Annotated in this window: 13 protein-coding genes and 1 pseudogene; 6 read left to right on the forward strand and 8 right to left on the reverse strand. The window is 65.2% G+C overall.

The genetic code is table 11. The features are described 5' to 3' along the window. The first annotated feature begins 32 nt into the window (after window positions 1–32). From ACVIGB_RS35535 to ACVIGB_RS35545, 3 genes and pseudogenes are all read left to right on the forward strand, one after another. Window positions 33–1,406: a YARHG domain-containing protein gene (locus ACVIGB_RS35535; protein ID WP_456719162.1), complete on the forward strand. Its 1,374-nt coding sequence runs from the start codon at window positions 33–35 to the stop codon at window positions 1,404–1,406. Continuing rightward, complete coding sequence (locus tag ACVIGB_RS35540; RefSeq protein ID WP_456719161.1) at window positions 1,407–2,174, forward strand: M15 family metallopeptidase; 768 nt, start codon at window positions 1,407–1,409, stop codon at window positions 2,172–2,174. 369 nt (window positions 2,175–2,543) lie between these two features. Continuing rightward, window positions 2,544–3,020: pseudogene (locus tag ACVIGB_RS35545) on the forward strand (glycosyltransferase family 39 protein); the annotation flags it as partial. A 368-nt stretch (window positions 3,021–3,388) separates the two neighbouring features. Here ACVIGB_RS35545 and ACVIGB_RS35550 read toward each other — a convergent pair. The 6 genes from ACVIGB_RS35550 to ACVIGB_RS35575 form a co-directional block, all read right to left on the reverse strand. Continuing rightward, window positions 3,389–3,550: a hypothetical protein gene (locus ACVIGB_RS35550; RefSeq protein ID WP_456749263.1), complete on the reverse strand. Its 162-nt coding sequence runs from the start codon at window positions 3,548–3,550 to the stop codon at window positions 3,389–3,391. Between the two features lie 601 nt (window positions 3,551–4,151). After that, window positions 4,152–4,478, reverse strand: a complete 327-nt coding sequence (locus tag ACVIGB_RS35555) for an HPr family phosphocarrier protein (protein ID WP_229172205.1) — start codon at window positions 4,476–4,478, stop codon at window positions 4,152–4,154. Continuing rightward, window positions 4,475–4,876: a PTS sugar transporter subunit IIA gene (locus tag ACVIGB_RS35560; RefSeq protein ID WP_021076632.1), complete on the reverse strand. Its 402-nt coding sequence runs from the start codon at window positions 4,874–4,876 to the stop codon at window positions 4,475–4,477. The genes ACVIGB_RS35555 and ACVIGB_RS35560 overlap by 4 nt, the downstream gene beginning before the upstream one ends. A gap of 214 nt (window positions 4,877–5,090) precedes the next feature. Beyond that, window positions 5,091–5,531, reverse strand: a complete 441-nt coding sequence (locus ACVIGB_RS35565; RefSeq protein WP_456719159.1) for an HPr kinase/phosphorylase — start codon at window positions 5,529–5,531, stop codon at window positions 5,091–5,093. Further along, complete coding sequence (locus ACVIGB_RS35570; protein WP_456719158.1) at window positions 5,528–7,336, reverse strand: stimulus-sensing domain-containing protein; 1,809 nt, start codon at window positions 7,334–7,336, stop codon at window positions 5,528–5,530. The genes ACVIGB_RS35565 and ACVIGB_RS35570 overlap by 4 nt, the downstream gene beginning before the upstream one ends. 110 nt (window positions 7,337–7,446) lie before the next feature. Further along, entirely contained in the window at window positions 7,447–8,148 is a 702-nt protein-coding gene (locus ACVIGB_RS35575) for a response regulator transcription factor (protein ID WP_016843287.1), read from the reverse strand. Window positions 8,149–8,387: 239 nt separating this feature from the next. Here ACVIGB_RS35575 and ACVIGB_RS35580 point away from each other — a divergent pair, with 239 nt between their 5' ends. From ACVIGB_RS35580 to ACVIGB_RS35590, 3 genes are all read left to right on the forward strand, one after another. Beyond that, window positions 8,388–9,122 carry a HugZ family pyridoxamine 5'-phosphate oxidase gene (locus ACVIGB_RS35580; RefSeq protein ID WP_456719157.1) on the forward strand — a complete coding sequence of 245 codons (735 nt, stop codon included), beginning with the start codon at window positions 8,388–8,390 and terminating at the stop codon, window positions 9,120–9,122. 283 nt (window positions 9,123–9,405) lie between these two features. Next, window positions 9,406–9,825, forward strand: coding sequence for a hypothetical protein (locus tag ACVIGB_RS35585; RefSeq protein ID WP_456719156.1), 420 nt, complete (start codon window positions 9,406–9,408; stop codon window positions 9,823–9,825). Window positions 9,826–10,005: 180 nt separating this feature from the next. Beyond that, on the forward strand, window positions 10,006–11,622 hold the full coding sequence (locus ACVIGB_RS35590; RefSeq protein ID WP_092122870.1) for a phosphoenolpyruvate carboxykinase: 1,617 nt from the start codon (window positions 10,006–10,008) through the stop codon (window positions 11,620–11,622). 215 nt (window positions 11,623–11,837) lie between these two features. Here ACVIGB_RS35590 and rocF read toward each other — a convergent pair whose 3' ends face one another. Next, window positions 11,838–12,815 carry an arginase gene (gene rocF, locus ACVIGB_RS35595; protein ID WP_456719155.1) on the reverse strand — a complete coding sequence of 326 codons (978 nt, stop codon included), beginning with the start codon at window positions 12,813–12,815 and terminating at the stop codon, window positions 11,838–11,840. A gap of 167 nt (window positions 12,816–12,982) precedes the next feature. Next, a complete protein-coding gene (locus tag ACVIGB_RS35600; RefSeq protein ID WP_456719154.1) occupies window positions 12,983–13,801 on the reverse strand; it encodes an acyl-CoA thioesterase in 819 nt (272 codons plus the stop codon). Between the last annotated feature and the right edge of the window lie 139 nt (window positions 13,802–13,940).

The following is a 13,940-nucleotide window of genomic DNA, read 5'->3' on the forward strand; positions in this document are numbered from 1 at the left end:
AGGTCTTTCGGCCCAAAACCATGGACCTGACGATGCGCTGGACCCTTCTCGCCGCCGGATTGCTCGCCGTGTTGTTCGCAGCGCCGGCGGCCGCGGACAAGCGCGTCGCGCTGGTGGTCGGCAATTCGACCTATCAGAACGTGTCGCGGCTGCAGAATCCGAAGGACGATGCGCAGCTCGTGGCCGACACGCTGCAGCGGCTCGGCTTTGCGCTGGTCGGCGGGCACGCCCAGGTCGATCTGGACAAGGCCGGCTTCGATGCCGCGATCCAGCGCTTCGGCAGCCAGCTGATGGGCGCCGACGTGGCGCTGTTCTATTACGCCGGCCACGGCATCCAGGTTCGCGGAACGAATTATCTGGTGCCGGTCTCGGCGAATCCTGTGCGCGAGGCCGATGTCGATTTCCAGATGGTCGATGTCGGCCTGGTGCTGCGGCAGATGGAAGGCGCGGGCACGCGGCTCAACATCGTGATCCTGGACGCCTGCCGGAACAATCCGTTCGGCGGGCGCGGCTTGCGGGCCGCCGACGGTGGCCTCGCCCAGATCCGCGCGCCGGAGGGCACGCTGTTGTCCTACGCGACCCAGCCGGGCAACGTCGCGCTCGATGGCGATGACGGCCACAGCCCCTACACGCGTGCCCTCGTCGACACCATGCAGAAGCCCGGGCTCGACGTGCTGCAGGCGTTCAATCAGGTCGGCCTCGTCGTCAAACGCGCGACCGGCAGCGCGCAGCAGCCCTGGGTCTCTACCTCGCCGATCGACGGCTCGTTCTATTTTGCCGGCAACACACCGGCTCAGGTCGCGACCGCCGATCCGCCGGCGACGGTGATCCCGCCGCAGCAAAGCCTGCCGCCGCAAAACGTGCCGCCATCGGCGCCGCCGGCGGTGCGCACGCAATCGGACTTCATCATTGCGGATTCCGACAGCCGCCTGCTGTCGGAGAGCGATCTCAGGCTGCTCAGCAAGGACGATCTGCGGATCGCCCGCAATGAAATCTTCGCGCGGCGCGGGCGCTACTTCAACGCGCCGGACCTGACCGCGCGATTCAGCAGGTTCGCGTGGTACGTGCCCCGCTCATGGGATCCGCCGCTCAATGCGATCGAGAGCGCGAATGTCGCGCTGATCGATCGCTTCGAATCCGGTGGCGGCGCCGCGCTGAGCGGATTCATCTTTCCGGATTCCGACCGGCGTCTGCTGACGCCGGCCGATCTGCGGCGGCTGTCGCGGGACGAGCTGCGGATCGCGCGCAACGAGATCTTCGCCCGCAGGGGACGCTATTTCGATTCCGCCGATCTCAAGGCGTATTTCGCGCGCTTCCCATGGTATGCGCCGAACAGCTGGAATCCGAAGCTGAACGCGATCGAGGAGGCCAATGTCGCGCTGATCGATCAGGCCGGGAAACGCTGAATGGCCGCGCGCGGCACGGCCTGCATTGTTGCTTTGCTGGCGCTGCTGCCGCCGTTTGCGCACGCTCAGAGCAGAAGCGAACTGCTCGACCGTCTGGTGCGCGCCTATCCCGAGGCGCTGTCCGGCCATGACGACACCACGATCACCTGGCGCGACGGCACGGTGATGCCGGTCGACGACGGCGTCTCCGGCAAGCCGTTCGATCAGATGCTGCGCAATGCCTCGATCCTCGACCAGATGCGGCAGCCGTATCTTTCCGGGCCATCGGCGCCGCCGGCCCCGAACGTCGATCCCGGCCGTTTCCGCAACGAGGCCTTCTTCAAGAAGATGTATGGCGACTGCAACACGGCGGAGGTCAGGCGGAACCTGGTGACGATCACCTGGCTACCGCGATCCTGGGGCAAGCCGGTTCAGGTCACGCGGGTCAATGGCGTCGCCGAGCGTCTGAAGCAGGTCTCCGCCGAGATCGATGCGCTCGATCCGGCGCTGCGCGCCGCGGCCTTTCCGATCGCGGGTGTGCTATCTTGTCGCGCCGTCGCCGATACCGGGCGGATGAGCATGCATGGCTATGCGGCCGCGATCGACCTCAACCTGAAGGTCTCGGATTACTGGCTGTGGGCGGGCAAGGGTAAGACCATCCCCTATAAAAACCGGATGCCGCGCGAGATCGTCGACATCTTCGAGCGCCACGGCTTCATCTGGGGCGGCAAGTGGTACCACTACGATACCATGCATTTCGAGTACCGGCCGGAGCTTCTCGAAAAGTGAGCAGGCCGGTTGGAGGCGTTCTCACGCCAAGCTGATTACACTGGCCACAAAAACGCGCTAAAGCGCGATGAAATGCTGGTGAGCAATCACTCATCGCCCCTTCCGCTTCCATTCGGCATGATCCTTCCGGGAAACCGCTTTCCACGTTTCCGGGTCATGCCTCAGGCACAGGCCATGTCGACCGCCACCACCCTCCCTGCCGCAAGGCGCACGACCCGCAGACTGACGATCCGGCGGATCGCCGCCTGGATTGCCTCGCGCGCCACCGATCCCAAGACCAGCCTGTGGCTGGTGATCGGCTTCGCATTGGTTCACGCGGTGCTGTGGACGCTGATCCTGGTCAAGCTCAAGGCCGCGCAGGACGTCCATATGGACGTCGCGGAGGCCTATGCCTGGGGCCAGCGCTTCCTGCTCGGCTATGGCAAGCATCCGCCGCTGTCGGGCTGGATCGCAGGGGTCTGGTTCAGGATCTTTCCCGTCACCAACTGGTCGACCTACGCGCTCGCGATGGCAACCGTCAGCTTCGCGTTGGTGGTGTGCTGGCTGATCGCGCTGCGCGTCGTCGATCGCCGCCGCGCGTTCTTCATGGTGGTGATGCTCGCGCTCTACCCGATCTTCAATTTCAAGGGCTTCAAATACAACGCCGACCTCGCGCAGCTGGTGCCGTTGCCGCTGTTGGTGCTGGCCTATCTGAACGCATTCGAGAAGCGCAGCTTCAAATCGGGGCTCTGGCTCGGCTTTGCCGGCATGCTGGCGCTGATGACCAAGTACTGGGTGGTGACGATGATCGGCGCCGTCGGGCTTGCCGCGCTGATCCATCCGCAGCGGATGCAATTCCTGCGCTCACCGGCGCCATGGGTTGCGATCGGCACGATGATCGTGACGATGATCCCGCATCTGGTATGGCTGGAGGAGGTGAACTTCGTGCCGTTCACCTATGCCGGCGACGTCTACGCGCTGTCGAGCCGCGAGCTCAACGTCCAGCTCGTGATCGGCTACATCGTGCACAATCTCGGTCTGCTCGCGATTCCGATCGTGCTGGGCCTTATAGCGCTGCTGCTGGGGTCGGTGCCGTGGCGGCCGTCGGACGTGCTGACACGGATCTGGTCGCGCGGACCCAATCCGGCCGTCAATCTTCCGCAGGCGCTCAACATCTGGATCATCCAGTCGATCGTCGCGATCGGGCCGCCGCTCGGCGCGCTGGTGTTCACCGTCTACATCAAGACCGATTGGGGCATCCCGCTGTTCTTCCTGGTGCCGCTTGCGCTGGTTGCGATCCCTTCGCTGCGTTTCCCCCGCATGGCGCTGTTCTCGATCACGGCGGTGTGGTTCGTGGCCACGATCGCCACGCTGATCGCCGCGCCCAGCATCGCCACGCAGGAGATCGCGTCCAACCGCGTCGGTGGCTCGACCTACGCCGCGCGCTCCGAATTGGCGCGCGAGCTCACCCAGACCTGGCAGGACAGATTCCATTCGCGCTGGGCCGTGGTCGTCGCACGCTCCGACATCGGCGAGCCGATGACGTTCTACAGTCCGGATCATCCGGCCTCGCTGGTGCCGGGCGAAGCGTGGTCGTCGGGGCTGACGTCGCTCGACGAAGCCAAGCGCCTCGGCTTCATCGGCGTCTGCGACACCACCGATCCGGTGTTCCTGCAGCCATGCGAGGCATGGATGGCGGAGCATGCATGCCAAGGATGCCGAGCCTCTGGTGATGAACACCATGCGCTTCTTCAACGGCCATCCCGGTCCGTCGACGGTGTGGAAGGTCTATCTGGTGCCGCCGGCGAAGTAGCCTCCTCTTACCTCGCCCCGCTTTTGGGGAGAGGTCGAAATTCGGGCGCGCTCGAATTTCGGGTGAGGGGGTACAGGTCTATCGGTAGACCGCCATGGCGGTTAGAGCCCCTCACCCCAACCCTCTCCCCGCAAGAGCGGGGCGAGGGAGTGGACCGCTTCCGCGGCTTGAGAGCGAGGCGGCGCTTACGTGCCTTCTTCGTTGAACTTGCTGGCGACGAGCTCGGCGATCGCGTCCAGCGCCTGCTGCGCCTCGTCGCCTTTCGCGGAGACCACGACCGTGGTGCCGGGCCCTGCGGCCAGCATCATCAAGCCCATGATCGAGGTGCCGCCCACGGTTTCGCTGCCGCGCGTCACCCAGATCTCGGCGTTGAAGCGCTCGACCAGCTGGACGAACTTGGCCGATGCCCGCGCATGCAGGCCACGCTTGTTGACGATCAGGAGTTCGCGCGAGATGGCGCCCGCTGGCACGCCCGGGCCGACATGGTTTTCGCCCGGGGCCTCGCCGCTCATTTGCCTGCGAGAACGCGGCTGGCGATGGTGACGTATTTGCGGCCGGCTTCCTGCGCCATCGCGATCGCGTCGGGCAGCGAGCGCTCCTCGCGAACCTTGGCAAGCTTGACCAGCATGGGAAGATTGATGCCCGCCAGCACTTCCACCTTCGGGCGGCTCATGCAGGAGATCGCCAGGTTCGACGGCGTGCCGCCGAACATGTCGGTGAGGATCGCAACGCCGTCGCCGCTATCGACGCGATTCACCGCCTCGATGATGTCGCTTCGACAGAGGTCGGAATCGTCCTCGGCCCCGATCGTAATCGCTTCAATTTGTTTCTGCGGACCCATGACGTGTTCGAGCGCGGCTCGGAACTCGTCGGCAAGGCGCCCATGGGTCACCAGCACTAGACCAATCATCGGAAACTCCTCGCGGGCGCCCTTTGGTGCACCGCACGAACGCGCCACTTTGACCATCCAGAGGCCCTGCGCAAGAGGGCATCTTGGCTAGTCTCCCGGTTCCTGGCGGTAGAGAGGGGAGGCTGCGCCGGCAAAATCCGACGCGATAGTGGATGTGATATGGTTACCAATTCCCTTCCCACAATTGGCCGCAAGATTACGGGAACATGAACTTTCAGGTTGTCGTCAGCGCAGCGACAACCAGCGGCAGGGGTTGGAAGCCGGCCGGCACGGGAATTCGCGGTATTGAAACACCATTTAGGCGGATCTTGAGCGCCTCGAGCGGCGGCAGCCGCTCGGCGTCGTCGGCGGCCAGGTCGACGATCAGGCCGACCACGGCCTCGCCTGCGAACGGACAATGGCGGATTCCGAGGCCTCGGATCTCGATCAGACCGGCCAATTGCTGTGCCGGGCGAACCCACAATTGTTCGCCGGCTGTGTCGAGATGGACACGGTCATCCCCGACTAAAATGGCCGGCGGGAGCGCTCCAGTGCGCCCGGCGAGAATCAGGTCGAAGGCCAGGCGCGACTTGCCGGCGCCCGACGGGCCGCGGATCAGCACCGCACGCTCGCCGACCAGAACGGCGGATGCGTGCACGCTTGAATTGTCGCTCATAGTGTCGGCAGCCTGACCACGAAACGGGCGCCGGCGACCGTGGGCTTGCCGTCTTCGCCCGCTGGGCCCGGACGGTTCTCGGCCCAGATGCGTCCGCCATGCGCCTCGATGATCTGCTTGGAGATCGAGAGTCCGAGGCCGGAGTTCTGACCAAAGCCCTGGTGTGGCCGGTCGGTGTAGAAGCGCTCGAAGATCCGCTCCAGCGCGTCCTCGCCGATGCCGGGCCCGTCATCGTCGACCACGGTCTCGACCTCGCCGCGGGTGCGGCGGCAGATGATGCGCACCTTGTCGCCCGGCTTGGAGAACGATTGTGCGTTCGACAGCAGGTTCGAGATCACCTGGCCGAGCCGGGAATCATGACCGGGCACCGAGAGCGTGTCGGTCGGTCCACGGCCCTCGAAGCGGACTTCGACGGCGACGTCGTGGCCGAGCCGGGTCTCGTTGGCGACGCTGGTCAGCGTGGTCAGCAGCCGGCGCAGATCGACGGGCGCCATGTCCTGGCGCTGCAATTCGGCGTCGAGCCGGCTCGCGTCGGAGATGTCGGAGATCAGGCGGTCGAGCCGCTTGACGTCGTGCTCGATCACGGCGAGCAGCCGCGCGCGGCTGTTCTCGTTGCGCGCCAAAGGCAGCGTCTCGACCGCGGAGCGCAGCGAGGTCAGCGGATTCTTCAGCTCATGGGCGACATCGGCAGCGAACATCTCGATCGCCTCAATGCGGCTGTAGAGCGCGTTGGTCATGTCGCGCAGCGCGCCCGAGAGATGCCCGATCTCGTCGCGGCGTCCGGTGAAGTCGGGAATCTCGACGCGGGTCTGGATGCGGTGACGAACGCGCTCGGCGCCGTCGGCGAGCCGCCGCACCGGGCCGGCGATCGTACTCGCCAGCAACAGCGACAGCATGATCATGACGGCGGAGGCGACCCCGCCGATCTTGAGGATGGCGAGGCGCTCGGACATCACCAGCTGGTCGATGTCGTCGCCCTGCGTGGTCAGCATCAATGCGCCGCGCACGGCGCGGAAATGCTGCACCGGAACGGCAACCGAGACGATGATCGCGCCGCGATCGGTGACGCGCACCGCGCTGCCCTTCATGCCCTCGAGGGATTGCGCGACCTCGGAATAGCCCTTGCCGCCTTCGGGGCCGAGCTCGCGGTAGATCGGCAGGTCGCCGCGGTTGAGCCAGGTCTTGATCGTGGCCTTGGTCTTCTCGTACAGCGACGTCTTCTCCGACGGCGGCGGCAGCTCCATGCGAAGCACGTCGCCGCGCGCGAACAGATTGCGGCTGTCGAGGATCAGGCCGCCATCGCGATCGAAGATGCGGGCCCGCGTCTTGGTCGGCGCGATCAGGCGGCGCAGGGTCGGCGCGACGCGCTCGGGATTGATCGGGAAATCCGCCGATTCATCCGGCTGACCGAAGCTCTCGCCGGGCTTGAGGTCGAGCAGCCGGTCGGGATCGATGGTGACGGTGTTGCCTTCGACGGTCGCGGAGGCGGCGATCGCCTCCGAGATGATCTCGGCATAGACCAGCAAGCTCTGCGTGCGCGCCTCGATCAGGCCGGCGCGGAATTGCGAGAGATAGAGGATGCTGGCGACCAGCGCGACGAGGCCGGCCAGGTTGAGCGAGACGATGCGGCGCGTCAGGCTCGAGAACGACAGCGCGAAGAAGAACTGACCGGCGCGGCGCACCCAGCCGAGCGGGCGGCGCCAGCCTTTGTCGCGCGCCAGATCGTCGGCCACGGCCTCTTGATCGAGGAGCTGTGACGCGTCCTCGGTGTTCAGTCCCTGCTCGAGCTGCGTTCGATCAAGCACTGGCAAAGCTGCCGGTTGGTATGGATGTCGTCCCGCGAAGCAGACAGTCGCCCGAGCTTACCCCAGCCGTGCGGAGCCTGTCAGTTAACAAGCCGCTCCGGAAGCGCAGATCAGGCTTCCTTGAAGCGATAGCCGACGCCGTACAGCGTCTCGATCATCTCGAAATCGTCGTCGACCACCTTGAACTTCTTGCGCAGCCGCTTGATGTGGCTGTCGATGGTGCGGTCGTCGACATAGACCTGGTCGTCATAGGCCGCGTCCATCAGCGCATTGCGGCTCTTCACGACGCCGGGGCGGGTGGCGAGCGCCTGCAGGATCAGGAATTCGGTCACGGTGAGCGTCACCGGCTCGTTCTTCCAGGTGCAGGTGTGGCGCTCCGGATCCATCCGCAGCAGGCCGCGGTCGAGCGCGCGGGCATCCGGCTCCTTCGGTGCCGCGGTCGGATCCTTCGGCTGGCCGCGGCGGAGCACGGCCTTGACCCGTTCCACCAGCAGGCGCTGGGAGAACGGCTTGCGGATAAAATCGTCGGCGCCCATCTTCAGGCCGAACAATTCGTCGATCTCCTCATCCTTCGAGGTGAGGAAGATCACCGGCAGGTCGGACTTCTGGCGCAGCCGGCGCAGCGTTTCCATGCCGTCCATGCGCGGCATCTTGATATCGAGGATCGCAAGATCGGGCGGCGACGTGCGAAACCCATCCAGCGCCGACGCACCGTCCGTGTAGGTCATGATGCGATAGCCTTCGGCTTCGAGCGCGATCGAGACCGACGTGAGAATGTTGCGGTCGTCGTCGACCAAGGCGATTGTGGGCATGAGCTGCTTTCACAATGAGAGTGGCTTAGACGGCGGGCACTCTGGCGACTCGCCGTAGAATATGGGCTTCGAACGCGGTCAACGAGCAATGCAAGCTGGGCTGAAGTGTGACCGAGTTCCGCAAAAACGCTCTGCGACCCACGCGTTGGACCCCCATATAGCACCCTGAGACCGTGAGAAAAGGCTCTTTCTTCAAAGGGAACCGGCCCGATTCGCCCCCAAAATGACCCGATAGGCCCATGCAACCGACTGCCGACTTCGACCCTGCCCACCTCGCCCGCTCGCTGCTCCGCCGCAGCCGCCAGGGCGCGCTCGCCACGCTGATGGCCGGCTCCGGCGATCCCTACTGCTCGCTGGTCAATCTGGTCAGCCACCCCGACGGCTCGCCGATCCTGCTGATTTCCCGGCTGGCGCTGCACACCAGGAATATCCTGGCCGACAACCGGGTGTCGCTGATGCTGGACGAGCGCGCCGAGGGCGATCCGCTGGAGGGCGCCCGGATCATGCTGGCCGGCCGAGCGGAGGAGGTCGCGGAGGCCGAGCGGGAACTCGTTCGCCGGCGCTACCTTGGCGCTCATCCATCGGCAGAAGCCTTTGTAGAATTTAGGGATTTCTCATTTTTCGTGATCCGGTCGAGCGGCGCCCATCTGGTGGCCGGGTTCGGCCGGATCGTCGACCTCAAGCCTGCGCAGTTTCTGACCGACCTCGGGGGAGCCGAAGCGCTGCTGGAGGCCGAGCCGGGCGCGGTGGCGCATATGAACGAGGATCACCGCGAGGCCATGAACCTCTACGCCACGCGGCTGCTCGGCGGGCCAAGTGCCGACTGGCTGTGCACCGGCTGCGACCCCGACGGCATGGACATGCAGGCCGGCCGCGACACGCTGCGGCTCGATTTCCCCGAGCGGGTTAGCAACGGCACCGAGCTGCGCAAGATGCTGGTGCGGCTCGCCGGCGAGGCGCGCGCCAAGGGATAGAGGGAGGGATAGGGAGCACATCGGCTCGCTCCGAACGGGCGGTGCTGCGCGACGAGGCATGGTGTCGCACGGTGCGGCTCCGCGTGCGATTGCCGAGGCCGGGTGCTGCGTCTCTGACAGCGCGATCATTTCGTGCCGGCGCTGATATCATAGCCGATGGGCGTGATGCGGGTTGCGAAAATTCCCGGCGCTGCGGCTCCGGAGAATCGCTCGGATCGCGAGCTTCAACCGCTGACGCGCACGTGCAACGCGGTGATTGCGTTACCATCGATCGCTACGATCAGTGATCCTGTTGCCGCCGAACGCAGCCCGCGTCGCGGAACATTCGCTGCTGCCGGGCATTGTAGTCATCCAGCTTCGACGATGGCGTATTGAGCTCGATCGAAGGCAGCTCAATGCCGACCCAGTGGTGCTATCCGCGTGCAACACGATCGTGGACGACATGCCGGGCACTGCAGCGCAGCGTCAACTCGCGGCGGTCCATCGCAACGACACAGCCTCAGCGCGAAACGCATACCCGGCATTCTCCGTGCCTGCTGCGTTGCTCGGCGCGGATACACGCCAGTCGCTGGCACTCTTTGTGCATCGCAACGTCCTGCTCGCAGCGGGAAAGGCGACGAAACGTCGCCCGATCGCCGCGAAAACAACGAGAAAGCGAAAGCAAAGCGAAAGCGTTTCGCGCTGCGGTATTTGCGCCCGATGATGTGCCCGCCTTGGAATAAACCAAAAGCCATTCGACTGGCTTGGCAAGCCCGGCGATCCCCACTATTAGGTCGCCGGACCGGGGCCGAGAGGCTATATTATTCTGATGACGGTCACCGCGGCGGAGCGCGACTAGCGATGTTCGCGCGAACAAGGATACGCGGGTTCGAGGAGGTTCTTCGTGCAAGAGACGGGCGTGCATAACGGTGCCTTCGGCGCCGACAAATTCGGCTTAAAAAATCTCAAGGGCGTGCATTGGAACTATGGCGCGCCGCAGCTCTACGAGCACTCGTTGCGATCAGGCGAAGCGGTGCTCTCGGCCGATGGCGCGCTTTGCGCGGATACCGGTGAATTCACCGGCCGCAGCCCGAAGGACAAGTTCACGGTCCGCGACGGTCTGACCGACAAGAGCATGTGGTGGGCTGGCAACCAGTCGATCACCTCGGAGCAGTTCGCGACGCTCCACGCCGACTTCCTCAAGCATGCCGAAGGCATGACGCTGTTCGCGCAGGATCTCTATGGCGGCGCCGATCCGAAGCATCGCATCAAGACGCGCGTCTTCACCGAGCTCGCTTGGCACTCGCTGTTCATCCGCACGCTGCTCATTCGCCCCGAGACGTCGGAGCTCGCGAGCTTCGTGCCCGAACTCACGATCATCGATCTGCCGAGCTTCCGTGCCGATCCGAAACGTCACGGCTGCAAGTCGGAGAACGTCGTCGCGATCGATTTCGCCCGCAAGATCGTCCTGATCGGCGGGTCTTATTATGCCGGCGAAATGAAGAAGAGCGTGTTCACCACGCTGAACTTCTATCTGCCCGAGAAGGGCGTGATGCCGATGCATTGCTCGGCCAATGTCGGCCCCGATGGCGACACCGCGATCTTCTTCGGCCTGTCCGGCACCGGCAAGACCACGCTCTCGGCCGATCCCAAGCGCACGCTGATCGGCGACGACGAGCATGGCTGGAGCGAGGACGGCGTCTTCAACTTCGAAGGCGGCTGCTATGCCAAGTGCATCAAGCTGTCCGGCGAAGCCGAGCCGGAAATCTATGCCGCCAGCAAGCGCTTCGGCGCGGTGCTGGAGAACGTCGTGCTCGGTGCCAACGATCGCGTGCCCGATTTCGACGACGGCTCGAAGACCGAGAACACCCGCTCGGCCTATCCGCTCGACTTCATTCCGAACGCCTCGCGCACCGGCTGCGCGCCGCATCCGAAGAACGTGGTGATGCTCGCCGCCGACGCCTTCGGCGTGATGCCGCCGATCGCCAAGCTGACGCCTGCGCAGGCGATGTATCATTTCCTGTCCGGCTACACCGCGAAGGTTGCCGGCACCGAGCGCGGTCTCGGCAACGAGCCGCAGCCGGAATTCTCGACCTGCTTCGGCTCGCCGTTCCTGCCGCGCGATCCGTCGGTCTACGGCAATCTGCTGCGCGAACTGATCGCCAAGCACAATGTCGATTGCTGGCTGGTCAACACCGGCTGGACCGGCGGCAAGTACGGCACCGGCCGCCGCATGCCGATCAAGGTGACCCGCGCGCTGCTCACCGCGGCGCTGAACGGTTCGCTCCGCAATGCCGACTTCCGCACCGACAAGTATTTCGGCTTCGCGGTGCCGACCTCGCTGCCGGGCGTCGAGCCGCACATCCTCGATCCGATCAAGACCTGGGCCGACAAGGCCGAGTTCGACAAGACCGCGCGTGCGCTGGTCGGCATGTTCCAGAAGAACTTTGCCAAGTTCGAAGCACAGGTCGACGCCGAAGTCCGCGCCGCCGCGCCGGAAGTGAAGCTCGCGGCGGAGTAGTTCGCGCAAGCGATACGCGATTTGAAAAGGCGGCCCGCGTGGCCGCCTTTTTGTTTTTGAGGTAGTCAGCGAAGCGCGCACCTTTTCGATCCGTCACCCTGAGGAGGCCGCGAAGCGGCCGTCTCGAAGGGTCGACGGCCACCAGCCGGGCCGTGCATCCTTCGAGACGCGCCTGCGGCGCTCCTCAGGATGACGGGATTGGACTCCTCCGCGGACTACTCCCCCATCTCCGGCAGCACCGCGTTGCTCGGTGTCTGCCGATCCGTGATCTGCAGGCCGAACAGGCTGCCGATCAATTCGACCGCGACGCGCGCGGTGCGGCCGCGCTCGTCGAGGAACGGATTGAGCTCGACGATGTCGAGCGAGCGCACCAGTCCGGAATCGTGCAGCAGCTCCATGATGAGATGGGCTTCCCGATAGGTCGCGCCGCCCGGCACCGTGGTGCCGACGCCGGGTGCGACTTCCGGATCGAGGAAGTCGACGTCGAACGAGACATGCAGCACGCCGTTCTTCGCCTTGACGCGCTCGATGACGCGGCGGGTGAGCACGGCGACGCCGAACTCGTCGATCTGGCGCATGTCGGATATCGAGACGTTGCGCTGCCGCAGCAGCTTGCGCTCCAGCGGATCGACCGAGCGCGTGCCGATCAGGTCGAGCTGATCCGGCGGGATCGAGGCGCGCGGCAGCCCGCCGAGCAGGTCGTCGAGGCCGGGCTCGCCGCACAGGAAGGCCGCCGACATGCCGTGCATGTTGCCGGTGATGGTGGTGGCCGGCGTGTTGTAGTCGGCATGCGCGTCGACCCACAGCGCAAACAGCGGGCGGCCCTTCTCCTGCCAGTAGCGTGCGACGCCGTTGATCGATCCCATCGACAGTGAGTGATCGCCGCCCATGAAGATCGGGATCGCGCCGGAATGCGCCAGCCAATAGGCGCGCTCGGAGAGGGCGCGGGTCCAGGTCTTCACCTCGTCGTAGAACTTGGTATTTGCCGGCGCGGGGCCGTCGGCGACCACGGCCGGGATCGCAAGGTTGCCGTGGTCGTCAACCCGGAAGTCGAGCTGCTCGAGCAGGCGCGCGATGCCCGCGGTGCGCAGCGCGTCCGGGCCCATCAGCGGACCGGGCTGCGACGCGCCGATCTCGATGGGAACGCCAAGCAAGGCGATGCGCGAGGGTCTGGAATTGTCGGCTTCGGACATGCGGCAAGGCTCCCAAAGGCGTGGAACAGAAGCGACGCGCCAATGTTCCCCCAACCCTTGAAATAGGCAACCCGGTCCAATCCGGCCATGTGGATAGTTGAGTTGTGCGTCCAGATTTGACGCGTTTTCTTCACCGCGAACCGGTGCCCACTTCGCTCGAAAACGCGCTAGGCCTTGAAATAGGCGATCTGCGTGGTGGTGGCGAGCAGGCGGCCGGACGGCGACCACAATTCGCCGTGCTGGTCGCCGTAGCTCTTGTGGAAGGTCTTGGCGTCGGCTGTGGCGAGCACGCGGGTGGTGTCCTCCGCATCCATGTCGGCGGCATCGACGTGGAAATAGGTCGTCAGCGACACCGTGCCGAACGGCACCAGCTCATGCCGCGCGTGGAACACGCGGCCGAAGAACGCGTCCGACATCGACATCAGCGACAGCGCATCGAGCTTGCGCGGCACGCGGTCGGCGATCCAGAGTTTTGAGTAGGGGCTCGACGGCTGCTTCGCGGCGCCGCCGCCGAGTTTCGGTTCGCCCTCGGCGAAGCGGAAATCATATTGGTTGGCCCAGGTCATCGCGAGCTTCGGATAGGGCCGCAGCTCTTCGAACGGCACAGCGCCGGGAAACTCGGCGGGCTGGTGCGACCACGACGGGCGGCGCTCGGCGAACACCGCGGTCGCCAGCGTCGTGACCTCGCCGCCGCCTTGCGTCATCTCGATCGACCAGTGCTGGCTCGAGCGGTTGGCCCGGACCAGGCGGACGTCGAGATCGAACACGCCCTCGGCGACCGGTGCGCAGTAATTGACCGTCAGCGCCAGCGGATCGCCCGCGCGCTGCGGATGCTGCATCAGGGCGCGCAGGATCGTCGCGGCCGTGCAGCCGCCGAACGGGCCGACGAATGCCCAGTAGTCCGGGCTGGTCCGTCCCTGCCAGCGGCTGTCGCCGGCGGTCACAGCGGTGGCTTCATCGAAAAGGTGCGGAGCCTTGGTGAGCATGCAAATCCCTGGTTGCAAATCTATTTGGCTGTCATTGCGAGGAGCGAAGCGACGAAGCAATCCATCCATCCGCATCGGCGGCGCGATGGATTGCTTCGCTTCGCTCGCAATGATGGCGTGAGGTTCACTGGCAATATCG

This window comes from Bradyrhizobium sp. USDA 4341 (genome assembly GCF_054063755.1).